Consider the following 26,423-nt stretch of genomic DNA (forward strand, 5'->3'; position numbering starts at 1 on the left):
CCAGCAGCCTGCTTGCAGCCTAGACTTGGTCCGGCCAGTCAAATACCGGTTCTGCCAGTTGCCGTATGTGGTCGCGCACATCCTGCGGCCAGCCCTCGGTCAGTTCGATAAAGCGCTGATAATTGCCGGCATAAAGTGCGCGCGCCGTGTCTTCATAGTGCGGCTGGTTTCCGGCGAGCACCATCATCACCCGGTCCGCCGCTTCCTGCGCCTGCCGTCTAATCTCTCGTCCGCCATCATTGACGCGTGCCGCATCGACCAGTTTGCGCAAGGTCACGGATGCACCGCCTGGCTGTTGTTGCAGCCACTCCCAATGACGCGGCAGCAGGGTGATTTCCCGCGCCGTCACCCCGAGTTTCGGCCTGCCGGGACGCCGCGCTTCTTCGAGTATAGGATCATCCAGCCGTGCCAGAATGTCCGCGTCACTGCCGCGCAGGTCAAACTCCACCTGCTTGCCGGTTCGGTCGTCGAAGATCAGGATCGTATGATCAGGATTGGCATCGCTTGCGCGTTTCACAGCGAGCGCCACGGTGTCCAGCATTCCGGACGCAATGCGCCTTTCACCGGCAAAGGCGGTGCACGTCTGCTGTTGCTTGTCCATTGTTCTCACTCACATCATTTGCGAGTGATTTTTATCCGGATAAAATTTGCACGTCAATATACCCGGATAAAGCGACCGGGCATGGCAACCTTCTCCACATCTACTTGCGCGAGAAGGTCAGCCGGTCGCGCTCGCGCTGACTGCCCGCCACGTAGAACTTGTCGAACCATGACATGCTTTCGCCCGAGATCGCCTTGGGCTTCTTCAGCGTGATCTGCTTCGGCTGCGCAGCGATTTCCACCTGCATCCGGTTGCGGAAGTTCAGATGGTCAAACATGCGCAGCGCCTCGATGGCAAAGGCCGTCGCTACGCGCTGGTCCTCGATGATAACCAGATGATCGCCATTGCCCATCTCGCCCGAAGGCGAAAAATTGCTTGAGCCGGTAAATACCTTGGCTGTCGGCCTGTCGAAATCCACCACTGCAAACTTGTGGTGGATGTTGATACCACTGCCACCCGACCATTCGCTTTTGAATGGCTCGGGCGCGTTCTTTGCGAGATACGCAAAATCAACCAGACCGCTTTCGCCGCTCGGCTTCTGGATTTCCATGCCGCTCTTCTTGTCGACCACGCCATAGCTGAACAGCGGTTTCTTGATCAGCCGGTCCAGCGCCTCGCGCACCGGGCCGGACTTGGTCTGGTTCATGAAGGCGAAGGAATAGAACACCGACGATGCCGCCTGATCAATGGCGCCGCCCACCGGCTGCAGCGACAGGTCGGAGGCTTTGTGCGGCGAAAAGCAGATATGCACCGCCGGGCGCCCCTCGCGTTTCACCGAATGCCACACCTTGGAGAACGGGTTCTTGTGGAAATTCGCCATGTCGGTGAAAGCCAGCACGAACATCTGCTCGAACAGCGCCGCCACGGCCTCGTCATCGAAAATGAACAGGTTGTTGGCCTGAATGTAAAACCCGCGAAACGAGAAATTCATCGAGCCGCCCAGCACCCGCACCGGCACGCCATTGCGCTTCGCGATCAGCACCTTGTTGTGCTGCAGCCCGCGAAAATGCCCACGCTTGACATTGTCCGCCCCGGCGCTGGTCACCAGCCGTGCCGCCGCCTGCGTTTCCGCACTGTGCGGCGCGCCATGGCCGCTCTTGATTGCACCGGTTTTCTTGTCTGCCACACCAGAATCGTCAATGATCACCCGCAGGCGCTGCCCGAGCTTTTCCAGTTGCGCCAGAAAATCCGGCTCACACAGGTCATAGGCGAGCGCGTCGATGGTGATGGTCGGGTCTTTCACCGCCCAGTCCAGGAATTCGAACAGCAGCCTGTGCGCCTCGAAACCCAGCCAGTCGTAAATGCCTGTCTTGGCGATCTCCGCCTTCTTGGCCGCGAAAGCCAAGCCCTCATCCGCCGTTGCCGGGATGATGTCATTGGTCAGGTGCAGCCGCTTCTTCTTGTCCTCGAAGGCCTGCGACGAGGCAAAATTGCGGGTGAACCCGATGTCGAGGAACCCGTCATGCGTGACACTGTCATAGCGGATCGGCAGCTCGATCATGGTTCCGCGCACCAGTTTGCCATCCTCGGGCATATGCATCTTGGTGACGCGGTAAGTGTAGATGCCGTCCTGCGGCTCATAGGGAAAATGCACCCAGCGGAACATCTGCAGCGGCGCTTCACTCGTCGGATATTTCACCCCGCCCGTCACCGCCTTCTTGACGGACTCGCCGTACTCAAACGCAATGCGGTTGCGCAGGTTGAGAAACTTTGCGCCCTTCGGCTCTTTATATTCCACCGCGAAACCGACGAAATCGTCCTCCGGCGCATCCACATCGAAGCCCAGCAGGCACATATATTCGCCGCGCCACAGCTTCAGCCTGAAGCCATCCACCTCTTTGAAATTGAAAAAATCATCCATCATCACTTCCCCCGAGCATGACGCTGGGGCAAATTATAGCACAGACGATACACAGATGTGACGGTAAGGCGCCCCGCCCGTGCATTTCCCGCTTTGCGTTTTGGCTGTTCGCTGCTAAATCGCGCGCATGAGCACATCTCTCGATCACATTCGTAATTTCTCCATCGTCGCCCATATCGACCATGGCAAATCCACCCTTGCCGACCGCCTGATCCAATCGACCGGCGGGCTGGAACTGCGCGACATGAAGGAGCAGGTGCTCGACTCGATGGATATCGAGCGCGAGCGCGGCATCACCATCAAGGCGCAGACCGTCCGGCTGAACTACAAGGCCAACAACGGCGAGACCTATATTCTCAATCTCATCGACACGCCCGGCCATGTCGACTTTGCCTATGAAGTGTCGCGTTCGCTGTCCGCCTGCGAAGGCTCGCTGCTGGTCGTTGACGCCTCGCAGGGTGTGGAAGCCCAGACCCTCGCCAACGTCTATCAGGCCATCGACAACAACCACGAAATCGTTGTGGTGCTGAACAAGGTCGATTTGCCCGCCGCCGAGCCGGAGCGTATCCGCGAACAGGTTGAAGAAGTCATTGGCATCGATGCCAGCCAGGCGGTGCTGATTTCGGCGAAGACCGGCCTTGGCATTCCCGACGTGCTGGAAGCCATCGTCAACCAGCTGCCGCCGCCGCGCGAAGGCGACCGCACCAAGCCGCTGAAGGCCATGCTGGTCGACAGCTGGTACGATGCCTATCTCGGCGTTATCGTTCTCGTGCGCATCATCGATGGCGTGCTGAAGAAGGGCCAGACCATCCGCATGATGGGCACCGGCGCTAAATATCCGGTGGAGCGCACCGGCGTGTTCACGCCGAAGATGCTGGCCGTGGACGAGCTTGGACCGGGCGAATTCGGCTTCATCACCGCTTCGATCAAGGAAGTGGCTGATACCCGCGTCGGCGATACCATCACCGAAGACAAGCGCCCGACCGACACGATCCTGCCCGGTTTCAAGCCGGCGCAGCCTGTGGTGTTCTGCGGGCTGTTCCCGGTCGATGCGGCGGATTTCGAAGATTTGCGCGCCGCCATGGGCCGCCTGCGCCTCAACGATGCTTCGTTTTCCTTCGAAATGGAAAGCTCTGCCGCGCTGGGCTTCGGTTTCCGCTGCGGTTTCCTCGGGCTCCTGCACCTCGAAATCATTCAGGAACGGCTGGAACGCGAGTTCAATCTTGATCTCATCGCGACCGCGCCAAGCGTTGTCTACAAGCTCAACATGACCGACGGCAGCCACCGCGAATTGCACAACCCGGCCGATATGCCCGAGGTGATGAAGATCGCCACCATCGAGGAACCATGGATTCGCGCCACGATCCTCACCCCGGATGATTATCTCGGCTCCATCCTGAAACTCTGTCAGGACCGCCGCGGCATTCAGATCGATCTGAATTACGTTGGCAAGCGCGCCATGGTCACCTACGACCTGCCGCTCAACGAAGTGGTGTTTGATTTCTACGACCGCCTGAAGTCGATCAGCCAGGGCTATGCCTCGTTTGACTATCACCTGTCCGATTACCGCGAGGGCAATCTGGTCAAGATGTCAGTGCTGGTGAATGGCGAACCTGTCGACGCGCTGTCAATGATGGTCCACCGCGCTGCCGCTGAAAAGCGTGGCCGTGACCTTTGCGAAAAGCTCAAGGATCTCATCCCCAAGCACATGTTCAAGATCCCGATTCAGGCGGCCATCGGCGGCACGGTGATCGCGCGCGAAACCATCTCGGCCCTGCGCAAGGACGTGACGGCCAAGTGCTATGGCGGCGACGTCTCGCGCAAGCGCAAGCTTCTGGAAAAGCAGAAGGAAGGCAAGAAGCGCATGCGGCAGTTCGGCAAGGTCGAAATTCCGCAGGAAGCCTTTATTCAGGCCCTGAAGATGAGCGACAATTAAGCAGTTCCGCAAAGTGAGAACCAATTCTTCTTGCGGAATTGTCAAGGGAACAGACTTTGCGGAAGTGGCTTCCGTGAAACTGATTTTGGATACACAAGGGGATAGCGGCCTGCCGCTGTCCCCTTGTTCTATTGTGCCATCTTCTACCGCGTCATGGGACTTGGATCGTTTGGCGCAGCGCAATCGTCGCCTGCGCAACAACCGTCGGTGTGCTACTGCTCCGCATTCAGCAGACTTGCCCTTCGCCGGTTTCTATCTCATTCACGCTGGCCTCTCCCAGAGCATCCGGCTGGGTTCTTGCGTGCTGCATCGCCCTGACTGCCACCGCCTGCACCACAACGCACCAACCCGCCCCGCGTCCGGCAACACCTGTCATGCAGGAAGACAGGCCGGAGCCATTGTCGCCGGATATCAAACCGCTGACGGTGGAACAGGCCGAGCAGGTAGATAGAGTCTAACCGTGCTTAATCAAAGGGATTGAGCTTTGAAGTATCTGCTTTAACTTCACGTTTTGCCTTTCGCAGAAATATCTGAAGATATTCGCCCAATTCTTCATAACCTTCTGCGCTCAAGTTCCCCGGGAATACCAAAGTTACATCTCCTTCACTAAGTGGGAAGACTGCTTGGCGCAGATTGGAGGTATTGAAATCGGCAAATTTTTGAGCTTCGTTACCCTTCACTATTTGATTTGGGCCTCTTGGACTTGGCGCCGGAGTTTGCTCATCTCCTTCAGTCTGGAATATTTCCGAGAAATCTGTTTCTTCGTCTGATATGGCATCGTCTTCGTCACGCAAGCCGGAGAACGATACGGTTGCATCATAGACAGATAGAAATTTTGCGGCGGCATCCTCTGTAAAGCCTCGTTTATCAATCAATTGCCAACGGCACTCGCTATCTGGTGGGCGATGTGCCCCCCAAAGGTGCCAGTATTCATTGATGAGTTTTGGCTTTAGGGCCGCTTCCGCCAGAAGCCGTAGCCGGATTTCTTCGGGAGGACTCATAAATAAACGTTTAGCTAAATCGCTAATTTGAATCTTTTTTTCATCACCAATCCCGATGTCAACAATGAGCCCATATCCCTTTAATGCACCGACGGTTTGAAGTCCTCCACTACTTTTGGGATTATACTTCCAAGCGGTCATTGCAGTTTGGACGCGGATGGCGTGGCCCTTACTGTAATCATGGAGTTCCTGGGTGCGTTGAATTGCCCGATCAAGAGAAATAAATGGAAATGGCGGACTCCTGCCCTGCTGTTTCCTTTTCATATCGTCGTCTTGTGTCATTCTATCACCTTCAGAATTCGCTTAGGTTGCCGCTCCAATATATTGACTGAAGCTATTTACCTCTCTAAGTCTGACTAAGTATGTCTGACTATGGGCTTTATGTCAATTAAATGCTTGACATAGTTCTCTCGCATCTTGATAATATAGTCAAATTGAAAGGATTCGGTGGTGTGATGATGAGATAAGAAGCAGTTTTTGTTCAGAACGCCGCCACAAACTGCAGTTATCAAAAGGGCCACAAAACAAGTCGACTGGTACTCGACTGTAATGTGACCCGTGGTGTCAGTGGACAAGCCCTACTCCGCTGGGCGGATATACTGAGATTGCCGATTTATCTGAACCGTTTGCATCCAGAGAATCGCACTTCTCGGCCTCCGTTTCAAGAGGGTAATTTGAGTGAAAGGATTTGCCATGAATGACAACGGCAAACCGAGTTATAAACTTACCTTCGAAGATGCGATCCTGGTTTGGCTTCGTCACTGGGATGGTGAGTTTCAAAATCGCATTGCAGCTAGCTTTGATGTGAACCCTGGTCGCGTGAATGAAGTTCTAAAAGGACGGGCGCATCAGGGTAGCAAAGAAGAAGCGCTCAAAAAGCGTGCTGCATAGCGGAAACGTGCCAGTGCCTGAAGGCATTGGCATCCCATCATCTTAATGGAGATATTAATGGCTACAAATCCTCCCAAGGGTGACGGTCATCGTAACGGCGCGGTTCGTGACCGTTCACAGACCTTTAATCCTAAGACCGAAACATGGACAAAGCGCGATCCTGATACGGGTCGGTTCATGGATGGTAAAAAGGACGGAACACCGTTCAAAGGTGTACGCAAGGAGAAATAAATCTCTTGGCTATCCTCGGGCCTGTTCCCGGGGATAGCATTCGTTTCGACGTCACATACCTCCTATTCCAATATTGCACTGCACAATCTGAGCCTGTGCCCTTATCCTTATGTCTAAGATCACATAGACACAGGCTACGGACCAATGAGCTTCATTTTTGATTTCACCACGCGCGGGCGTCGCCGCAAGGATCAGGATTTCCGCAATGCCATGGCTTTGCTGAATGCCATGAGCCCGGCGGATCGGGCCGATATCGGCATCAAGCAGGCGGACTTCACTCGCATTGCCCGCGAGATGAGCCGCCGCTGAGGTGGGTTGAGATAGTAAGTGCGTCTCGGCGGTTGGTGCTGGTTGTTGTTCCTAAATGGATTGCAGAGGGTGGCTTTCCGCTAGGGCACGGGGTTCTCAATTTGTGGCGGAATCCGATTACCAAGTAAGTGCGTCCTTCCTCTTTAATCGTAAAGCACCTCCCCCTCCGTCATCCTCGGGCTTGACCCGAGGCCCACGGCTAGGAAGCACCGAGAGTGACGCTCGTATTATGCGTTCCAGATAACGCTGTCTTCAATGAAACCCTACGCAAATGCTTTGCTTCACTGGATCCCATGGAAATTGGTGGGAAGTTTGCCACTGCTTAGCCGTGGGTCCTCGGGTCAAGCCCGAGGATGACGGAGAGAGGGAAGCGACGATTATCCAAGAGTGAGATGGCTGCGGTGCATCTTCACAAAGCAAATGCTTGGTAAGTAATTATTTGCATTACTTGCTTCCACCTTTCGTCGAATTTACCCGCCCCACATCTGCATGCAAAATCAGCATTTTGAGGCTGTTGTGCGTGGGTATGTTTATATCCTGACCAATCACAAGCACGGGACGCTGTATATCGGCGTGACCTCCGATCTTGCGGGGCGCATATATGATCACCGGGAGGGGCACACACCGGGTTTTGCGTGGAAATATGGCTGCACGCGGCTGGTCTGGTATGAGGAACATGCGTTGGTTGCCGATGCTATCCAGCGGGAGAAATCGCTGAAACGCTGGTATCGCCAGTGGAAGATCGCGCTGATCGAAAGCATCAATCCCGGCTGGGACGATCTCTACCTCACGCTCGGGTGAATTTCATCACCCAGTTGGTTTCCCACGTCTCGCCGCCATCGCGGGAAAACGCCTGTTCCCAGCGCGGGGTTTCCGGCGAGGGGATCCAGAGAAATTGCACGCGCACGGGGACGCCATCATCCAGGTCGTCGCCGTAAAACACACCCTTGCCACCCTCAAAGTGGCCGATAACCGGTGGAAACAGCACATTGCTGTGGGTGTCGGCCCAATGCAGCGACCATGATCCATCGCGCGGGTTGAACAGGCGCAGCGTGATTCCGGCAAAGCCCTTGGTCGGGATATCCATCTCTTCCAGATTGGCCGTGTCTTGCAGCAGCTTGCGCACGCTTGATGTGGCGGGGAATTCATCCCAGTCGGTGCATCCGGCAAACCGCTGCTTTAGACGCAAATTGCGGATGGTCCAATCGCCGGTCAGAAAATCGAAATCCGCTGCACTGCCTCTCGTCTGTGGTGCCATCGTCTGTCCTCCCGCCGCCCGCCATGGTTGCTGGCGCGGGGAGGGATATAGCGCAGCGCTCCTGACAACCTTCTGTCAGGAGACGGCAGCCTTTCGGACTTTCATTATTTCAACGCCTTAAGGCTTGGGGCGCGGCGCGGTGTTCAGGGTGATCGCGGCCCGGATGAGTGTCTTGAAGGCTTCGGCATTGATGTCCTCGCCCTTGTGAATATCGATGGCGCGGCGGGTGTTGCCTTCAAGGCTGGAATTGAACAGGCCCGTCGGGTCGGCCAAAGCCGCGCCTTTGGCAAAGGTCAGTTTCACGGCGCTCTTGTAGGTCTCGCCGGTGCAGATGATCCCGGCATGCGACCAGACCGGAACACCGCGCCATTTCACCTCTTCGACCACGTCGGGGTCCGCCTGTCTCATCAGCGCGCGGATATGGGCGAGCGTCTTGCCGCGCCAGTCGCCCAATTCCGCAATTTTCGTGTCGATCAGCTCGGATGCCGTCTTGGCCGTTTCGCTTGTGTTCATCGCTGTGCTCCTCCGGCAATGTTTCGGGTTGAGAGAAACATAGAGAGAGGTTGCGGACAATGCACCTCAGGGAAATTCGCTTTGGAATGATGGCGAGGCTTCACCACACAACAGCTTACATCGCGATGCGGAAATGCTAAGAAGCCAGACATGACGACCAAACCGCGCATCACCATTCTTTACTGCACCCAATGCAGCTGGCTTCTCCGTTCCGCCTGGATGGCGCAGGAGCTGCTCTCCACCTTTGGTCCCGATCTTGGCGAGGTGGCGCTGATCCCCGGTACCGGCGGTGTGTTCGAAATTCGTGTTGATGGCGATCTCATCTGGGAGCGCAAACGCGATGGTGGTTTCCCCGAGGCGAAAATCCTCAAGCAGAAAGTGCGCGATATCGTCTGGCCGGAGCGCGATCTTGGTCACTCCGAGGGGCCAAAGACTGAAGCTGCGTCCTTCGACAAGCTCAGGATGACGGAAAGCGAGGCTCCGGAAAAGGGGATGCCAAATACCGCTCTGCCGCATGGTGAGCCTGTCGAACCACGCGCGGACGATAGTCCAAGCTCTTCAAAGCGGGGACAGTAATTGAGCAAGCCCGAGGTCACCACATCGAGGCTGGATGATGCGGCGCGCGCCGGCTGGCTCTATTATGTCGCTGGTAACACGCAGGATGAAATCGCCGCCAAGCTCGGCATTTCGCGCCAGTCGGCCCAGCGCATGGTGTCGCTCGCCGTGTCGGAAGGGCTGGTCAAGGTTCGGCTGGATCACCCGATCGCCCATTGTCTTGATCTGGCGGACCGGCTGAAAAAACGCTTCCATCTCAATATGGTCGAGGTCGTTCCGACCGATCCGGGCTCATCTTCGACGACGCTTGGCGTGGCCGATGCGGCGGCTGATGAGATGACCCGCTGGCTGAAATCCGAGACGCCGATCATCATGGGCATCGGCACCGGCCGTACGCTGAAAGCTGCAATCGAGCTGCTCTCGCCCATCGAATGTCCGCAGCACAAGGTCGTATCGCTCACCGGCAACATCGCCCCCGATAGTTCCGCCGCTTTTTACAATGTCATTTTCAATATTGCCGATAAAATCAAGGCCCGCTCCTTCCCGATGCCGTTGCCGGTCATCGCTTCTTCGCCGGAAGAGCGCGAATTGCTGCATGCCCAGGCCATGATTCGCCCGGTGCTGGAACTGTCGGCGCAGGCCAATGTGGCGTTTCTCGGCATCGGCGATCTTGAGGACGATGCACCGCTTTTTGTCGACGGGTTCATTTCGCGCGACGAATTATTGGCGCTTCGCCGGGCCGGGGCCGTGTGCGAAATCGTCGGCCGCGCGTTCAACCGCGAGGGAATTCCGATCGAAGGTCTCACCAATGATCGCGTCGCCAGCGCGCGCATTCCTTCACGCGATACGGCTACGGTGATCGCAATCGCCAAGGGGGCGAAAAAGATGCCCGGTATCGCTGCGGCGATAAAAGGCAATCTTATCAACGGTTTGATTACTGACGAACAGACGGCGGAAGCATTGCTTCGCTGAGATAAACCCCCACTTTTCCAGATATGACCGGGAGGCATTTGCTGCGGCGCAGCAACGAATGTCTCTTGACTTGTTTTGTGGTTGTGTGAGTATTTGCCCATAAGACAAGCAATTGCTCATAACATTCACGGGAGGAATGAGATGTTAACGAGAACGCTTCTGCTCGGCGCTGCGTCGGCTCTGGCTATGGTGAGTTTCGCCAATGCCGAGACATTGACCATTGCCACGGTCAACAATGGCGACATGGTTCGCATGCAGAAATTGACCGACGATTTCACCAAGAAAAATCCTGACATCAAGCTGGAATGGGTAACGCTCGAAGAAAACGTCCTGCGCCAGCGCGTCACCACTGACATCGCCACCAAAGGCGGTCAGTACGACATCATGACCATCGGAACCTACGAAGTGCCGATCTGGGCCAAGCAGGGCTGGCTGCTGCCGCTCGATGGCCTCGCCAAGGATTACAACAAGGACGATCTTCTGCCCGCCATTCGCGACGCGGTGTCGGTTGACGGCAAGCTCTACGCCTCGCCGTTCTATGGCGAAAGCGCCATGGTCATGTACCGTAAGGATCTGGCCGAGAAGGCTGGCGTGACCATTCCGGAAAAGCCGACCTGGGACCAGATCGCCGATGCTGCCCGGAAGATGACGGACAAGTCCACCGAAACCTATGGCATCTGCCTGCGCGGCAAGGCTGGCTGGGGCGAGAATATGGCGCTCCTGACCGCCACCGCCAATTCGTTCGGCGCCCGCTGGTTTGATGAAAAGTGGCATCCGCAGTTCGATCAGCCGGAATGGAAGCATGCGCTGAAGTTCTATGTTGATCTGATGAAGGAAGCCGGACCTCCCGGAGCATCCTCCAACGGCTTCAATGAAAACCTTGCACTGTTCCAGACCGGCAAGTGCGGTATCTGGATTGATGCGACGGTTGCTGCGTCGTTCGTGACCAACCCCAAGGAATCCAAGGTTGCCGACAAGGTAGGCTATGCACTGTTCCCAACCGGCGGTGTTGAAAACCACGGCAATTGGCTGTGGGCCTGGAACCTCGGCGTTCCCGCTGGCACCAAGAAGGCGGAAGCCGCACAGAAGTTCGTCTCCTGGGCGACCGACAAGGCGTATACCGAGCTCGTCGCGAGCAAGGAAGGCTGGGCAAACGTTCCTCCGGGCACACGCACCTCGCTCTATGCCAATGCCGAGTACCAGAAAGCAGCACCTTTCGCCAAAATTACCCTTGATGCGATGACAGCCGCCAACACCAGCAAGCCGACCATCAAGCCGGTGCCTTATACAGGTGGTCAGTTTGTCGCCATCCCTGAATTCCAGGGTCTGGGTACGGCCGTCGGCCAGCAGTTTTCTGCGGCGCTCGCCGGTTCCATGACTGTGGATCAGGCTTTGCAGGGTGCCCAGGCGCTCACGACCCGTGAGATGACAAAGGGCGGCTATATCAAGTAGAATCCTCCTGGCTCCGGACGGCTTCTGACGCGAATGTCAGGAGCCGCCCGGGCCTCCTTTTACATTATTGTTTTTCATAATCACTGTATCGGAACCTGACCATGGCTACGCTTCAGACACGTGCAACTGCCCGTATCATGATGTCGCCCGCCGTCATCCTGCTCTTTCTCTGGATGATCGTGCCGCTTGTCATGACACTGTATTTCTCGTTCCTGCGTTACAATCTGCTGATGCCGGGAACCGAGGAAAATATCGGCTTTCTCAACTATCAGTACTTTCTGACGGATCCGGCTTTCTTTACGGCTCTCGCCAACACGCTCATTCTGGTGGGCGGCACGCTGCTCATTACTGTCATCGGTGGCATTCTGCTCGCGCTGGTGCTGGATCAACCCTTCTTCGGACAAGGTATTGTCCGGCTCCTGGTGATCGCACCTTTCTTCGTCATGCCGACAGTGTCGGCGCTGGTCTGGAAGAACATGCTGATGCATCCGGTGAACGGCTTGTTCGCATGGATTGCCCGTTCATTCGGGCTTCAGCCGGTTGACTGGTTCGCGCAAGTACCGCTGTTCTCGATCATTCTCATTGTTGCCTGGCAATGGCTGCCATTCGCCACGCTCATTCTGCTCACCGCCCTGCAATCGCTGGACGGCGAGCAGAAGGAAGCAGCGGAGATGGATGGGGCCGGGGCAATCTCCCGTTTCATATATCTCGTGCTGCCGCACCTGTCGCGGGCGATCACCGTGGTCATCCTGATCCAGACGATCTTCCTGCTCAGTGTCTTCGCCGAAATTCTGGTAACGACCAATGGCGGCCCGGGCATCCAGACAACCAACATTACCTACCTCATTTATATGCAGGCGCTTCTGCAATTCGATGTGGGTGGCGCTTCCGCTGGCGGCATCGTCGCGGTGGTTCTCGCCAACATTGTCGCCTTCTTCCTCATTCGCCTCATCGGCAAGAACCTGGAGAGGTAAGAGCCATGGCCCGCGCTACCACAACCCGCAGCAAGATCGTCTTTACCGTCATTGGTTGGACCATCGGCTTTCTGATCTTCTTTCCGATCCTGTGGACGTTCCTCACCAGCTTCAAAACGGAAGGCACGGCAATCGCAACACCGCCGCAGTTTCTGTTCTTTGACTGGACGCTGGAAAACTACCGCGAAGTGCAGAGCCGTTCCGACTATTTCAAACATTTCACCAATTCCGTGGTGATCTCAGTCGGATCGACGTTGATTGGTCTGGCTCTGGCCATTCCGGCGGCCTGGGCTATGGCCTTCTCGCCCACCAAGCGCACCAAGGACATTCTGATGTGGATGCTTTCCACCAAGATGATGCCTTCGGTGGGTGTTCTGGTTCCGCTTTATCTGATCTTCCGCGATTGGGGATTGCTCGACACGCGCATCGGTCTCGTCGCTGTGCTTACAATGATCAATCTGCCGATCATCGTCTGGATGCTCTACACCTACTTCAAGGAAATTCCTGGTGAAATTCTTGAAGCGGCGCGCATGGATGGCGCATCGCTGATGAAGGAAATCGTCTATGTGCTCACGCCCATGGCTGTTCCCGGCATTGCCTCGACCATGTTGCTCAACATCATTCTGGCATGGAACGAGGCGTTCTGGACACTGAACCTCACGGCCGCCAATGCTGCACCACTGACACAGTTCATAGCCTCCTATTCGAGTCCGGAAGGCTTGTTCTGGGCCAAGCTGTCGGCCGCGTCCACCATGGCAATTGCCCCCATCCTGATCATGGGCTGGTTCTCGCAAAAGCAATTGGTACGCGGTCTGACCTTCGGCGCAGTGAAATAGGTTTCCAACCCTTGGCGAAGCCAAAAAGAGATGGGAAAAATATTATGGGAAGCATTACACTCGAAAAAGTATCGAAGTCTTTTGGAACCACTTCGGTCATTCCTGAAATCGACCTCGAAATTCATGATGGCGAGTTCGTCGTCTTCGTTGGCCCGTCCGGTTGCGGCAAGTCCACGCTTTTGCGCATGATCGCCGGTCTTGAAGACCTGAGCGGCGGGCGCATCATCATTGATGGCAAGGACATGTCCAAAGAGGCTCCAGCGAAGCGCGGTCTTTCCATGGTGTTCCAGTCCTATGCGCTCTATCCGCATATGACGGTTTACGGCAACATCGCCTTTCCCTTGAAAATGGACGGTCAGGAAAAGTCGGTCATCGACAAGAAGGTCAAGGACGCTGCACATATCCTGAACCTCACCAACTATCTTGAACGCCGTCCGGGCCAGCTTTCCGGTGGTCAGCGCCAGCGTGTTGCCATCGGCCGGGCGATTGTCCGCCAGCCCAAGGCGTTTCTGTTTGACGAACCTTTGTCCAATCTCGATGCGGCGCTGCGCGGCAACATGCGTCTCGAGATCAGCGATCTGCATCATCAACTGAAGACGACCATGATCTATGTCACGCACGATCAGGTGGAGGCCATGACAATGGCTGACAAGATCGTCGTGCTGAATGCCGGTCGCATCGAGCAGGTGGGCTCGCCCATGGAGCTCTACCGCAGCCCGAAGAATGTGTTTGTTGCCGGTTTCATCGGCTCACCGCGCATGAATCTGATCGAAGGGGCAGAAGCAGCCAAGCACAAGGCAACGACACTGGGTGTTCGCCCCGAACATATCCGCATTTCCACGACAGAAGGTGCATGGTCCGGCAAGGTCGGTGTTACCGAACATCTCGGTTCCGACACTTTCATTCACACACAGATCGACGGTATCGGCCAGGTAACGGTGCGTACCGACGGAGATTTTGACACAAAACACGGCCAGCCGATTTTCCTCACGCCGGATGCGGCACGGCTTCATCGGTTTGGCGCGGACGGGCAGGTGATTTGAAATGAGCAGACTGGCAGGCAAAACGGCGTTCATCACGGGATCGGCGCGCGGCATTGGCCGCGCCTTCGCGGAAGCCTATCTCAAAGAGGGCGCCGCCCATGTGGTGATTGCCGATATCGATCTGACGCGGGCGCAGGAAACAGCAACGGCGCTGGGTGAGCGGGCTTATGCTGTAAGCCTTGATGTGACGGATCAAGCTTCCATTGATACTGCTGTCAACGAAACCGTCGACAAGTTCGGCGGTATCGATATCCTGATCAACAATGCCGCCTTGTTCGATATGTCACCGACAGTCGAGATCACGCGCGCCAGCTATGACAAACTCTTCGCTGTAAACTTTTCGGGCACTCTGTTCACCCTCCAGGCGGTTGCCAAGGCGATGATTGCGCGCGGCAAAGGCGGCAAGATCATCAATATGGCAAGTCAGGCCGGCCGTCGCGGCGAAGCGCTGGTTGCGATCTATTGCGCCACCAAGGCTGCGGTTATCAGCCTCACCCAGTCCACCGGGCAGGATCTGATCAAGCACAAGATCAACGTCAATGCGATTGCGCCTGGCGTTGTCGATGGCGAGCATTGGGCCGGGGTTGATGCACTCTTTGCCAAATACGAAAACCGGCCGCTTGGCGAGAAAAAGCGTTTGGTCGGGGAAGCAGTGCCGTATGGCCGTATGGGCACGGCAGAAGATTTGACCGGCATGGCGGTTTTCCTTGCCAGCAGCGACAGCGATTACGTGGTTGCGCAGACATACAATGTTGATGGCGGCAACTGGATGAACTGAGCGAAAGCTCGGCTGTTTCTGTGCTCTTTAATCAGGGCATAGGCGCGACTTCATTTGAAAAGAAGGGTTAGGCCCGATGACTGTTAAACTCTCCAAAAGCGCTTTGAAGCAGCTTCCCGCCAATGTTGCTGTCCCGGCTTACGATCAGTCCGGCCTCACGGCAGGTATTGTCCATTTCGGTATCGGCAATTTCCATCGCGCGCATCAGGCCGTCTATATCGATGACCTCTTTAATGCGGGCAGTGATCACGAATGGGCGATTGTCGGCGCCGGTGTTCTTGCCTCTGACGAAACCATGCGGCAGAAGCTGAAAGAGCAGGACTGGCTGACGACGGTCGTTGAGCAGGATAGCGGGCACCGCACTGCACGCATAACTGCTTCGATGATCGACTACCTGAAGCCGGGTGAAACTGAAAACACCATTGCGCGGCTGGCCGATCCCAAAATCCGTATCGTGTCACTCACGATCACGGAAGGCGGTTATTTCATCGATCCGGCGTCGGGCGTGTTCAATCCGCAGCATCCGGCAATCATTGCCGATGCCGCCAATATCGGTGATCCGAAAACTGTCTTCGGCCTCATTCTGGCTGGGCTCATCCGCCGCCGCAAAGAGGGTACGGCTCCTTTCACCGTCATGTCCTGCGATAATATTCCCGGCAATGGCCATGTCACCAGTGATGCGATCAGCGGGCTTGCTGCGCTTGTCGATGCGGACCTTGGCACATGGGTAAAGGACAATGTTGCTTTCCCCAACAGCATGGTGGACCGCATCACGCCGGCAACCTCCGACCGCGAACGCGGAATGCTCGCGACCGATTTCGGCGTTGAAGACAATTGGCCGGTTTTCTGCGAGCCGTTCAAGCAATGGGTACTTGAGGATCATTTCCCGACCGGCCGACCGGCTCTGGAAAAGGTCGGTGTGACCTTCGTGCAGGATGTTGCACCGTATGAGTTGATGAAGATCCGCATTCTTAATGGCGGTCATGCGACGATCGCTTATCCAGCCTCATTGATGGATATCCATTTTGTGCATGAAGCGATGGAGGAGCCATTGATCCGTGGGTTTCTCGGCAAGCTGGAGCGCGAAGAAATTATCCCTGTTCTGCCACCGGTTCCGGGCATCACCTTTGAAGAATATTACGATCTGATCGACCGGCGTTTCTCCAACCCGAAGATCGGCGATACGATCCAGCGCCTGTGTCAGGATGGCTCCAATCGCCAGCCGAAATTTATCCTGCCGACAACGGCAGATAGGCTCAAGGCAGGCCAGAGCATTACGGGTCTCTCACTGGTTTCTGCTTTGTGGTGCCGTTTCTGCGAAGGAACCACAGACAGCGGCAAGCCGACAAACTATCTCGATGCCAATGCCGAGCGGCTGAAGGTCGAGGCCATCAAAGCCAAAAGTGATCCCAAGGCATTCTTGGCCATGAGCGATATTTTCGGCGATGTCGGCACATCGCCCGTTTTTGTCGAGTCATTCTCCCGTATCTTGAGAACCCTTTGGGAAAAAGGTACACGCGCGACATTGAAACTCTATCTCGAAGACAAGCTGTGAGGGTGCGAGCCATGTTCATTTTACCCCCCTCTGGGCTGTCGCCCATCTCCCCCACAAGGGGGGGAGATCAGCCTTCGTCAATATTCCCACCAACTTTTGGCGTTAGAGCTTAGGCGAAAGCCTTTATGTCAAGGTGATCTCACCCCTTGTGGGGGAGATGCCCGACAGGGCAGAGGGGGGTATCTGCCGCAGAAACATCTTTCACCCGTGGCTGGACACACTCCATGATCAAACCCGCGCTTGTCATCTTCGATTGTGATGGTGTTCTCGTTGATAGCGAACCGATTTCCATTGCCGTCCTGCTCGACATGATTGCCAAGAGCGGCACAACCCTGTCCGAGGAAGAAGCGTACGAGATGTTTCTCGGGCGCAGCATGACGACGATCAGCAAGATCCTGCATGAGGACTATGGCTTTGCCGCCAGTGATGCGGATCTGGAAGATATGCGTGCCAATCTCTATGCGCGGTTCCGTGAAGATTTGAAGCCAATCCCCGGGATCGGCGAAACGCTGAAACGTATGGATCTGCCGCATTGCGTCGCTTCATCCAGTCAGCCGGAGCGTATCCGGCTGTCGCTTAAGCTCACCGGGCTTCTTGATATGCTGGAGCCCAATATTTTCAGCGCGACCATGGTCAAGCATGGCAAGCCCGCGCCGGACCTGTTCCTGCATGCGGCCAAAGTCATGAACACGGCTCCTGCCAATTGCGTGGTCATTGAGGACAGTCCCGCGGGCATTGAAGCTGCCAAGAGCGCCGGTATGCGGGTCTTCGCTTTCACCGGCGGAACCCATGCGCGGGGTGGACGGCTTGAAGCCGCACTTGCGTCTCTCGGGCCAGACCTTATATTCGGCGACATGCTGGAATTGCCGGGCTTGTTGTCGACATTACAAGCCCGACCAAACGTTTAAAGCGTTCCGGTTCACGACAAGCCGGAAGGTTCGAATGCCAGATTTTGTATGTGCTGTGGATGTAGGAACGGGAAGTGCTCGCGCGGGTATTCTTGACACTAAAGGCAATCTTCTGGGCCGTGTCGAACACCCCATCCTGATGAATCGCCCGCTGCCTGACCACGCTGAACATGATTCGGAAGATATCTGGAAATCGGTCTGTATTGCAGTTCAGGGAGCCATCGCCGCTTCCAAAGTTAACCCGTCTGAGATTGTCGGTATCAGTTTTGACGCGACCTGTTCGCTGGTGGTGCGCGATAGGGACGGCAAGCCCCTGACGGTCTCAACCGGCGGCGATAATCGCTGGGATACGATTGTCTGGCTCGATCATCGTGCACTTGATGAAGCCGATGAATGCACGGCCACGGGGCACGATGTCCTCAAATATCTCGGCGGTGTCATGTCGCCGGAAATGCAGACGCCGAAGCTGATGTGGCTCCAGCGGCATCTACCTGATACGTGGACCAAAGCCGGCTATTTTTTCGATCTCGCCGATTTCCTAAGTTGGAAAGCCTCAGGTTCTCTTGCCCGGTCGCAATGCACGATCACCTGCAAATGGACATATCTGGCGCACGAAACACAGGGTTGGCAGACGGACTACCTCAAAGCTGTCGGCATCGGCGACATGGTCGAACGCGGTAATCTGCCTGACAAGGCGAGCCCCGTAGGCAGCGATGTCGGTACATTAACGCCGGACGCTGCAAAGGCTCTGGGACTGACGACACGCTGCCACGTTGGGGCAGGGTTGATCGACGCCTATGCCGGAGCATTGGGTGTGCTCGGCGGCTTCGCCGGGAACCTGACGGAAATCGACCGGCATCTGGCCCTGATTGCCGGCACCTCCAGTTGCCTGATGGCCCTGTCGCAGGAACCGATTTCGTTCAACGGTGTCTGGGGACCTTATTTCGGTGCGGCATTGCCGGATTGCTGGCTGAGTGAAGGCGGCCAATCCGTATCTGGCGCTCTGCTCGATCACATCATCCGCTTGCATGGTTCTGTCGGCGAACCCAATGCCGCCCTGCACAAGAAGATCACCGACCGGATCATGGAGCTGCGCGAAAAAGAAGGGCTCGATCTTGCGGGCCGCCTGCATGTCCTGCCAGATTTTCATGGTAACCGCTCACCCCTCGCGGACCCGCATGCGGTCGGCGTCATCAGTGGTCTGACCCTCGACGTTTCCTTTGATAGCCTTTGCCGTCTCTACTGGCGCACATCCGTCGGCATCGTGCTTGGCGTCCGTCATGTGCTTGATGCGCTGAACGAGCGCGGTTATGCGATCGACACGATGCATGTCACCGGTGGCCACACCAAGAATCCACTGCTTATGGAGCTCTATGCTGACGCCACCGGCTGTACGGTCATTACCTCGGCAGCGGAAGATGCAGTGCTGCTTGGGACGGCTATGGTTGCCGCGACGGCGGCCGGACTGTATCCGGATTTGCCTGCGGCCTGTATGGCCATGAAGCAGGGCGGCAGGCCACGCCAACCCGATCCGAAGGCACGCAAGCGCTTTGATCGGGATTACCGCATTTTCCTCGAAATGCATGCCCAGCGCAAAGCGCTGGATTCGATGTAATAAGTATTGGAGCAAATGGTGCCGCTTTATCTCTCCCCATGTGGGAGAGAACGGATTTTCTTGGATTTAGCCTTTTTGCTAAATCCTTAGAAAATCCAAGAGAGGGGATTTATTCAAACCCTCAGGTTGTCCCCTCTCTTGCGATTTCTAGCACTTGAGCTTCGCTACGCTCACTAAGATGCTGAAATCGCTTTCTCCCCCGCAAGGGGGGAGATAAGACAGCAGAGCCTAGTGCGCCTCATCCCAGTTGTGGGCGGCGCGGGCGTCGACCCGCAATGGCACAGACAGGGAGATCGCCGGCATGGCGGCATTTTCCATAATGTCGCGAACGATAGGAATTGTCGCGTCAACTTCCGTTTCACTGGTCTCAAAAATCAGTTCGTCGTGCACCTGCAACAGCATGCGGGCAGAGAGATTTGCCGCTGTCAGCGCTGGTTCCATCCGCACCATGGCGCGGCGGATAATATCGGCAGCTGAACCCTGAATGGGAGCATTGATCGAGGCACGTTCATTGAAGGCGCGCACCTGCGGATTGGAGGAGCGGATTTCCGGATAATGGGCGCGGCGGCCAAAAATGGTTTCGACATAGCCGTTCTGACGGGCAAATGCCTTGGTCGCCTCCATATAGTCCTTAATACCGGGGAACCGCTCGAAATAGGTGCGGATATATTGCCCGGCTTCCTCGCGCGGAATCGACAGCTGATTGGCAAGGCCGAAAGCGGAGATACCGTAGATGATACCGAAATTGATCGCCTTGGCGCGGCGGCGCACTTCCGATGGCATGTCCTTCACCGGCACGCCGAACATTTCTGAAGCAGTCATCGCATGAATATCGATGCCGTCGGCAAAGGCCTGCGTCAGCTGCGGAATTTCGGCAACATGTGCGAGCACGCGCAATTCGATCTGACTGTAATCGGCGGAAATAAGCTTGTTGCCAGGCTCTGCAATGAAGGCGGTGCGGATCTTGCGGCCTTCGCTGGTGCGCACGGGAATGTTCTGCAGATTGGGCTCTGACGAGGAAAGCCGTCCTGTCGATGTCGCCGCCATGGCGTAGGAGGTGTGAACGCGTTTGGTATCCGGGTGGATATAGCCGGGCAGGGCGTCCGTATAGGTGGATTTGAGCTTGGTCAGCTGACGCCAGTCAACGATCTTGCGCGGCAGTTCATGACCTTCCGCCGCAAGATCTTCCAACACTTGTGCTGACGTGGACCACTGGCCGGTCTTGGTCTTGGACCCGCCGGGCAGGCTCATTTTGCCAAACAGGATATCGCCAAGCTGCTTGGGTGAGCCAATGTTCAGCTTCTCCCCGGCAAGCTGGTAAATCTCGTGTTCGATAGAGGCTGCGGCCTGTGCCAGATCGCCGGAAAGGCGTGACAGGATTTGCCGGTCAACAGAAATACCGCGCTCTTCCATGCGGGCAAGCACGGCGACAAGCGGCCGCTCCAACCGTTCATAGACCGAGACAAGACCGTCTTCGACCAAACGTGGCTTGAGCAAACGCCACAGGCGCAAGGTTACATCTGCATCTTCAGCCGCGTAGGCGGTCGCGCGGTCGATATCGACCATATCGAAGGTCATGGATGATTTGCCGCTACCCGCCACATCCTTGTAGGCGATGGGCGTATGGCCAAGCCAACGCTCGGACAGGGCATCCATGCCGTGGGTGCCTTCACCTGCATCCAATACATAGGAGATCAGCATCGTGTCGTCGAACGGGTACGGATCAATGCCGTAGCGGTGCATGACCAGCCAGTCATATTTCATATTATGCGCTATTTTCAGCACCGACCGGTCTTCAAGCAGCGGCTTCAAAGCGCGCAGGGCATCATCGAGCGGGATCTGTCCTTCGACAGTGCCTCCGCCGAGGAGATCGCCCGTGCCGGATTTATGGTTCAGCGGAACATAGGCGGCGTGACCGGGTGTAATGGCGAGGGAGAACCCCACCAGCTCCGTTTGCATCGGGTCGAGCGATGTAGTCTCGGTATCGAAAGCAACAAGTCCGGCTTCGGTCGCCTTATCAATCCAGACCTGCAGGGTGGCAAGGTCGCGGATGCAGGTATAGCCCGTTGTATCTATCTTCGAGGCAAGCGCCTCATCATTGCGTGCCTTGACCAGATCGGCGGGCATCATCAAGCCTGTATCGGCCTTGTCCTGCGGCTTCTCGGCCGCTGGCTGGGCTGCACTGCCGCCCGCTGGAATTTCAACGTCAGGACCGTGCGCTTCGGCGACGGTTTCAACGCCGACCTGCATCGCCTCAATTGCGGATGCGTCGATGCCGGTGGCTTCAGCCGCACGCCGCGTGAGCGAAGTGAATTCCATTGCCTTGAGGAACGCGACGAGCTTTGGGCCGTCCTGCGGCTCAAGCACAAAGTCTTCAAGTCCCACATCGATTGGCGTGTCGGTTTTCAACGTCACGAGCTGGCGTGAGATACGGGCTTGCTCGGCAAATTCGATAATGTTCTCGCGGCGCTTCTGCTGTTTGATTTCGCCCGCGCGGGCAAGCAATGTGTCAAGGTCGCCGAACTCTTCGAGGAGTTGTGCGGCAGTCTTCGGACCGATGCCGGGAACGCCCGGAACATTGTCGGTCGAATCGCCGGTCAGCGCCTGCAGATCAATCATCTTTTCCGGTGGGACACCCCATTTTTCGATAACGTCAGGAATGCCGATCTGCTTGTCCTTCATGCTGTCATACATCGACACCAGTGGCGTAACGATCTGCATCAAGTCCTTGTCTGAGGAGATGATCGTTACCTCAGCGCCGACAGCTTCGGCCATGCGTGCGTAGGTGGCGATCAGGTCATCGGCCTCATAACCTTCCTTTTCAATACAGGGCAGATTGAAGGCCTTGGTCGCCTGACGGATCAGTCCGAATTGCGGGATCAAATCCTCAGGCGGGGCAGAGCGGTTCGCCTTGTATTCCGGATAAATCTCTTTGCGGAACGTGTTCGACGAGTAGTCGAAAATGACGGCAAAATGTGTTGGCGTCACCCCCCACCGATGTGTCACGGGCCTCGCGCAGCAGCTTCCACAACATGTTGCAGAAACCGGACACGGCGCCCACCGGCAGGCCGTCCGATTTGCGGGTGAGGGGTGGCAGCGCATGATAGGCCCGGAAGATGTAGCCTGAACCGTCGACGAGAAAGAGATGATCACCTTTTTTCATGGTGCCTACGATTAAATGATCATCCAGAAAAAGGAAATGATCTGTCTTCCCCATGCACCGAAAGATCGCGGGATAGCCGACTCCTCCTGACAAAAATCTGGCGGATGCTTAACAGCGCGTCGGCTCACAGCAATGATTGCCGCTTTATGACGAACAGGTCGGCGGATGAACATATCATTCAGTGATCACGCGTTTGTTACAAAGATGTAATGTTTCGTGCCCTTGAATTGCCATGGTTTGAGACCCAAATCCAACTTGTCGACAATAGATCGATGTCCGGGATTTTAGGCTCGTCCCCCGCCTGCCCCGGACTTGCGGTAACCTCATCCCCCCTCTCCGGGTTGCCGCATCTGAGTGTAGTGATCTGGTCGCCTGTGGTCCCCCCGCCACGGCGGCCATTTCTTTTCCGGGGCCACTTTTTTCTGCCGCTCTCGTCAAAATGGGCTAAGAAGAATTCCCTTCACGAATCCCGGTCCAACAAATTCAGGAAACACCATGTCAGCGCTTGAACCTGTCTTGAACGCCCTTGATGCTAATCTCGATAAAAGTCTGGAGCGGCTGTTCGAACTGCTGAAGATCAAATCCATTTCCACCGAGCCTGCATTCAAGGATGAATGCCGCAAAGCTGCGGAATGGCTGGCTGCCGATCTGAAGACCATCGGCTTTGATGCCAGCGTGCGTGATACACCGGGCCATCCGATGGTTGTTGGTCACCATGAGGGACCAAGCGCCGATGCGCCCCATGTTCTCTTCTATGGTCATTACGATGTGCAGCCTGTCGACCCGCTGGAATTGTGGGAAAATGATCCGTTCGTACCTGAGATCAAGGATATGGGCAATGGCCGCAAAATCCTGACTGGTCGCGGCTCTGCCGACGATAAGGGTCAGTTGATGACCTTCGTCGAAGCCTGCCGCGCCTATAAGGAAGTGCATGGCCAGCTTCCGGTCAAAGTCTCGATCCTGTTTGAGGGTGAAGAGGAGGCAGGTTCGCGTTCGCTTAAGCCATTCCTTGATGCGAACAGGGATGAACTGACAGCGGATTTCGCACTCGTTTGCGATACCGGCATGTGGGATATGGAAACCCCGGCGATTTCCGTTGGCCTGCGTGGCATGGTGGGCGAGGGTATCGTGGTGAAGGCGGCTGATCGCGATCTGCATTCCGGTTCTTTCGGCGGTGCGGCTGCCAATCCGATCCACATCCTGACGAAGATTCTCGCCGACCTGCATGACGAGACGGGCGCTGTAACCATTCCCGGCTTCTATGAAGGTGTTGAGGAAACCCCAACGCAGATTCTGCAGACATGGAATGGCCTCGACTGCACGCCGGAAAACTTCCTTGGACCTATCGGTCTTTCCATTCCTTCAGGGGAAAAGGGCCGCTCGCTTCTCGAACTCGTCTGGGCGCGTCCGACCGCCGAAGTTAATGGCGTCATTGGCGGCTATACAGGCGATGGTTTCAAGACGGTTATCGCGGCACAGGCCTCTGCAAAAATCTCCTTCCGCCTCGTGCACAAGCAGAACCCTGACAAAATCCGCGACGCTTTCCGCGCCTTCGTCCGGGAACGTATTCCTGCCGACTGCTCGGTCGAGTTCCATGAACATGGCGGCTCGCCGGCCATTCAGCTTTCCTACGACTCGCCGCTGCTGGCCAAGGCCAAGACAGCCCTGAGTGACGAATGGCCAAATCCGGCTGTGCTGATTGCCATGGGCGGTTCGATACCCGTTGTTGGCGACTTTCAGAACATGCTCGGCATGGAATCGCTGCTTGTTGGCTTCGGTCTTGAAGATGATCGCATCCATTCCCCCAATGAAAAATATGAGCTGAATTCCTTCCACAAGGGTCAGCGGTCCTGGGCACGTATTCTTGATGTCCTTGCCAAATAAAACCGGAGAGATTTGATGACCATTCGCTTTCACCGCAATGATCTGCCCGACCTTGCAAATTACCAGGTCAATGCTGTCGCCATTGATACCGAAACGCTGGGACTCAACCCGCATCGTGACCGGCTCTGTGTCGTACAGATCTCGCCCGGGGACGGCTCGGCGGATGTCATCCAGATCGACAAAGGACAGACATCTGCCCCCAATCTGGTGAAGTTGCTTGGTGACAATGCTATCACCAAGATTTTCCATTTCGGTCGTTTTGATCTTGCTGTGCTTTACCATGCATTCGGTGTCATGCCGAAGCCGGTATTCTGCACCAAGATTGCCTCGCGTCTGACCCGTACCTACACGGACCGGCACGGCCTCAAGGAAATCTGCAGCGAATTGCTGGATGTGAATTTGTCGAAGCAGCAGCAATCATCGGATTGGGCTGCGCCTGAGCTGTCGCAAGCCCAGCTTGAATATGCCGCCTCGGACGTCCTTTATTTGCATCGCCTCAGTGCCATTCTCATTGAACGATTGAAGCGTGATGGCCGCGCCGAAGAAGCCGCCGCGTGTTTCGAATTTCTGCCTACCCGTTCCAAGCTTGATCTCATGGGTTGGGACGAACAGGACATCTTCGCGCATAGCTGATTACTCGGCTGAAGCGAGCGCGCCCTTGCCCTGTTGCGGTGTGGGCGCGCCGTCAATATGGGCCCATTGCGGCCGCTTGAACAGGAAACGGCCATAGCCGGTCCATTGGACAAGGCCGTAGAGAATGACCGGCCCGGCAACACCGCACATCACCGTCAACAGAGAGATCGTGCCGATATCGGTGATGACACCGCTTTTCAGCAGGATGGTGCGTGAGAGGGCCATGGGCAGGAAGAACGCGAGATAGACGACAATCGAATGCGCACCAAGCCAGCGCAGCGGGTGTACAAACCGTCGGGCCGCCGGCTGTGCTTCCAATCGGGCGAGTAGCGCTGACACTGAAACGATGGCGAGTGCCCCGGCAAAGCCGGCTAGCAAGGAGATGACCGGCACATTGCTCCAGCCGCCCAGCCCGCCTGACGCATAGGCGTCTTCGGGAATCCATGCCGCGAAGGCTGGAGACGCCGGATGGAAGACGAGCCAGCCATTGATGAGAGCCCATGTGCCAAGAATGATCACTGCGATCAACGGGCGTTGTCGCAACCATTGCGCGAGCCTGAAAATCACAGGTGCAAAAGCATAGCCCGCGAAGAAAAACACATATCGGCTGCAAAACTCATCAAGCACCAGCCATCCCGTATGGATCGGCCAGGTTTCGAGCACTGTGGCGATGGCAAGGATGACCCAGACATTGACGGATTTGACCAGCCGCGTGACGACAAAGAAGATTGGCAGGAGATAGATAAACCATAGCGTGCCGAATGGCTGCACGAGCGCCCAAAGGTAGGCACCGACCGCGCCGCTGGTACCGCTTTCGGCGACGATACCCGGAGTCTTGAACAGGAACTGGATCGTCAGCCACAGCAGATAGAAATAGACAAAGTGCACAATCTTGCGATCGGCATAGCGCAGCCACGGCCGGTCGATGACCAGACCGAGAAACAGGCCGGAGATCAGGAAAAAGTCTGGCATGCGGAAGGGCTGGGCAAAAGACACGACCGGATGCATCCAGCCCCGCGCGCCAGCATCGGCTTCAACACCGAGCACAGAGTGCATCATGACAACAAAGATGATGCAGATACCCTTGGCGATATCGACCCAATCGACGCGTATTTTTTCGCCAGTGTTCATAATCCGTCGCTTCCCCCAAGCTTTTGGACTTGTTTGATACGCGATAATTCAAAATGGGAAGTAAAATTCGGGTGATGAATTTGCCGAAACGGCCGAAAATAGGCAGTTTTTGGCAAAATCCGGTGTTGTCAGGTCCAGATACAAAAGAGCCGGGCAAGAGCCCGGCGAATTGTGAACGCTAATGCGTCCAGAGGGGAACACGTAACGAGCGAAAAAATGGGAGGAGAACCGCTCGTTACGCAACACTAAAATATAACTGCCTCGTTCAATTTTCAAGAGTGCAAAAATAATAATCTTTTCGCGCGCCAAGAATTGACGGAAAG

At 56.1% G+C, this 26,423-nt stretch carries 25 protein-coding genes and 1 pseudogene; 18 read left to right on the top strand and 8 right to left on the bottom strand.

All coding sequences use genetic code 11. From position 1 onward, the window contains the following. Nucleotides 1-19 precede the first annotated feature (19 nt). Together HB779_RS05965 and HB779_RS05970 are read right to left on the bottom strand one after the other, a co-directional pair. Nucleotides 20-601 carry a DUF2239 family protein gene (locus HB779_RS05965; protein WP_188344854.1) on the bottom strand — a complete coding sequence of 194 codons (582 nt, stop codon included), beginning with the start codon at nucleotides 599-601 and terminating at the stop codon, nucleotides 20-22. Between the two features lie 100 nt (nucleotides 602-701). Further along, complete coding sequence (locus tag HB779_RS05970) at nucleotides 702-2,465, bottom strand: phospholipase D-like domain-containing protein (protein ID WP_210302608.1); 1,764 nt, start codon at nucleotides 2,463-2,465, stop codon at nucleotides 702-704. A 124-nt stretch (nucleotides 2,466-2,589) separates the two neighbouring features. Between HB779_RS05970 and lepA the strand changes: the two genes are divergently transcribed. Continuing rightward, nucleotides 2,590-4,398 carry a translation elongation factor 4 gene (gene lepA, locus HB779_RS05975; RefSeq protein WP_188344856.1) on the top strand — a complete coding sequence of 603 codons (1,809 nt, stop codon included), beginning with the start codon at nucleotides 2,590-2,592 and terminating at the stop codon, nucleotides 4,396-4,398. A gap of 209 nt (nucleotides 4,399-4,607) precedes the next feature. Continuing rightward, complete coding sequence (locus HB779_RS05980) at nucleotides 4,608-4,856, top strand: hypothetical protein (protein ID WP_188344857.1); 249 nt, start codon at nucleotides 4,608-4,610, stop codon at nucleotides 4,854-4,856. Nucleotides 4,857-4,862: 6 nt separating this feature from the next. Here HB779_RS05980 and HB779_RS05985 read toward each other — a convergent pair whose 3' ends face one another. Then, nucleotides 4,863-5,681, bottom strand: a complete 819-nt coding sequence (locus tag HB779_RS05985; protein ID WP_188344858.1) for a hypothetical protein — start codon at nucleotides 5,679-5,681, stop codon at nucleotides 4,863-4,865. Nucleotides 5,682-6,092: 411 nt separating this feature from the next. Here HB779_RS05985 and HB779_RS05990 point away from each other — a divergent pair, with 411 nt between their 5' ends. The 4 genes from HB779_RS05990 to HB779_RS06005 all read left to right on the top strand — a co-directional run bounded on the left by HB779_RS05990 (nucleotide 6,093) and on the right by HB779_RS06005 (nucleotide 7,631). Then, nucleotides 6,093-6,290, top strand: a complete 198-nt coding sequence (locus HB779_RS05990; RefSeq protein WP_188344859.1) for a hypothetical protein — start codon at nucleotides 6,093-6,095, stop codon at nucleotides 6,288-6,290. 57 nt (nucleotides 6,291-6,347) lie between these two features. Next, the gene (locus HB779_RS05995; protein ID WP_188344860.1) at nucleotides 6,348-6,521 is read left to right on the top strand and encodes a hypothetical protein; all 174 of its coding nucleotides are present in this window, start codon (nucleotides 6,348-6,350) and stop codon (nucleotides 6,519-6,521) included. A gap of 144 nt (nucleotides 6,522-6,665) precedes the next feature. Next, nucleotides 6,666-6,830 (top strand): hypothetical protein, encoded by a 165-nt coding sequence (locus HB779_RS06000; protein WP_188344861.1) that lies wholly within the window; start codon nucleotides 6,666-6,668, stop codon nucleotides 6,828-6,830. Between the two features lie 516 nt (nucleotides 6,831-7,346). Continuing rightward, entirely contained in the window at nucleotides 7,347-7,631 is a 285-nt protein-coding gene (locus tag HB779_RS06005) for a GIY-YIG nuclease family protein (RefSeq protein ID WP_188344862.1), read from the top strand. Here HB779_RS06005 and HB779_RS06010 read toward each other — a convergent pair. Together HB779_RS06010 and HB779_RS06015 are read right to left on the bottom strand one after the other, a co-directional pair. Beyond that, nucleotides 7,618-8,088: a hypothetical protein gene (locus HB779_RS06010; protein ID WP_188344863.1), complete on the bottom strand. Its 471-nt coding sequence runs from the start codon at nucleotides 8,086-8,088 to the stop codon at nucleotides 7,618-7,620. The genes HB779_RS06005 and HB779_RS06010 overlap by 14 nt on opposite strands. Nucleotides 8,089-8,205: 117 nt before the next feature. Beyond that, entirely contained in the window at nucleotides 8,206-8,601 is a 396-nt protein-coding gene (locus HB779_RS06015; protein WP_188344864.1) for a DUF1801 domain-containing protein, read from the bottom strand. A gap of 150 nt (nucleotides 8,602-8,751) precedes the next feature. On the opposite strand from HB779_RS06015, the pseudogene HB779_RS25360 reads away from it, so the two are divergent. The 10 genes and pseudogenes from HB779_RS25360 to HB779_RS06065 form a co-directional block, all read left to right on the top strand. Then, nucleotides 8,752-9,030 (top strand): annotated as a pseudogene (locus tag HB779_RS25360) (SelT/SelW/SelH family protein); the annotation flags it as partial. 147 nt (nucleotides 9,031-9,177) lie between these two features. Continuing rightward, nucleotides 9,178-10,128 (top strand): sugar-binding transcriptional regulator, encoded by a 951-nt coding sequence (locus HB779_RS06025; RefSeq protein ID WP_188344866.1) that lies wholly within the window; start codon nucleotides 9,178-9,180, stop codon nucleotides 10,126-10,128. Nucleotides 10,129-10,269: 141 nt separating this feature from the next. After that, on the top strand, nucleotides 10,270-11,580 hold the full coding sequence (locus tag HB779_RS06030; protein ID WP_188344867.1) for a sugar ABC transporter substrate-binding protein: 1,311 nt from the start codon (nucleotides 10,270-10,272) through the stop codon (nucleotides 11,578-11,580). 101 nt (nucleotides 11,581-11,681) lie between these two features. Beyond that, nucleotides 11,682-12,554, top strand: coding sequence for a carbohydrate ABC transporter permease (locus HB779_RS06035; protein ID WP_188344868.1), 873 nt, complete (start codon nucleotides 11,682-11,684; stop codon nucleotides 12,552-12,554). 5 nt (nucleotides 12,555-12,559) lie between these two features. Further along, complete coding sequence (locus HB779_RS06040) at nucleotides 12,560-13,390, top strand: carbohydrate ABC transporter permease (protein WP_188344869.1); 831 nt, start codon at nucleotides 12,560-12,562, stop codon at nucleotides 13,388-13,390. Nucleotides 13,391-13,434: 44 nt separating this feature from the next. Next, nucleotides 13,435-14,433: an ABC transporter ATP-binding protein gene (locus HB779_RS06045; protein ID WP_188344870.1), complete on the top strand. Its 999-nt coding sequence runs from the start codon at nucleotides 13,435-13,437 to the stop codon at nucleotides 14,431-14,433. Nucleotide 14,434: 1 nt separating this feature from the next. Continuing rightward, entirely contained in the window at nucleotides 14,435-15,211 is a 777-nt protein-coding gene (locus tag HB779_RS06050) for an L-iditol 2-dehydrogenase (RefSeq protein ID WP_188344871.1), read from the top strand. Between the two features lie 76 nt (nucleotides 15,212-15,287). After that, complete coding sequence (locus tag HB779_RS06055) at nucleotides 15,288-16,766, top strand: mannitol dehydrogenase family protein (RefSeq protein WP_188344872.1); 1,479 nt, start codon at nucleotides 15,288-15,290, stop codon at nucleotides 16,764-16,766. A 224-nt stretch (nucleotides 16,767-16,990) separates the two neighbouring features. Beyond that, nucleotides 16,991-17,674: an HAD family phosphatase gene (locus HB779_RS06060; RefSeq protein WP_188344873.1), complete on the top strand. Its 684-nt coding sequence runs from the start codon at nucleotides 16,991-16,993 to the stop codon at nucleotides 17,672-17,674. 34 nt (nucleotides 17,675-17,708) lie between these two features. Then, nucleotides 17,709-19,289, top strand: coding sequence for an FGGY-family carbohydrate kinase (locus HB779_RS06065; protein WP_188344874.1), 1,581 nt, complete (start codon nucleotides 17,709-17,711; stop codon nucleotides 19,287-19,289). Nucleotides 19,290-19,517: 228 nt separating this feature from the next. On the opposite strand, the gene polA is transcribed toward HB779_RS06065, so the two are convergent. Together polA and HB779_RS25705 are read right to left on the bottom strand one after the other, a co-directional pair. Continuing rightward, nucleotides 19,518-22,295, bottom strand: coding sequence for a DNA polymerase I (gene polA, locus HB779_RS06070; RefSeq protein WP_371823886.1), 2,778 nt, complete (start codon nucleotides 22,293-22,295; stop codon nucleotides 19,518-19,520). Then, nucleotides 22,177-22,506: a hypothetical protein gene (locus HB779_RS25705; RefSeq protein WP_371823887.1), complete on the bottom strand. Its 330-nt coding sequence runs from the start codon at nucleotides 22,504-22,506 to the stop codon at nucleotides 22,177-22,179. The genes polA and HB779_RS25705 overlap by 119 nt, the downstream gene beginning before the upstream one ends. 441 nt (nucleotides 22,507-22,947) lie before the next feature. On the opposite strand from HB779_RS25705, the gene HB779_RS06075 reads away from it, so the two are divergent. After that, entirely contained in the window at nucleotides 22,948-24,336 is a 1,389-nt protein-coding gene (locus HB779_RS06075) for a M20/M25/M40 family metallo-hydrolase (protein WP_188344875.1), read from the top strand. Between the two features lie 15 nt (nucleotides 24,337-24,351). Then, nucleotides 24,352-24,969 (top strand): ribonuclease D, encoded by a 618-nt coding sequence (locus HB779_RS06080; RefSeq protein WP_188344876.1) that lies wholly within the window; start codon nucleotides 24,352-24,354, stop codon nucleotides 24,967-24,969. On the opposite strand, the gene HB779_RS06085 is transcribed toward HB779_RS06080, so the two are convergent. Next, a complete protein-coding gene (locus tag HB779_RS06085; protein ID WP_188344877.1) occupies nucleotides 24,970-26,100 on the bottom strand; it encodes an acyltransferase family protein in 1,131 nt (376 codons plus the stop codon). Between the last annotated feature and the right edge of the window lie 323 nt (nucleotides 26,101-26,423).

Origin of the sequence: Phyllobacterium sp. 628 (assembly GCF_014189505.1) — a bacterium.
In the GTDB taxonomy this organism is placed as follows: Bacteria; Pseudomonadota; Alphaproteobacteria; order Rhizobiales; family Rhizobiaceae; genus Phyllobacterium.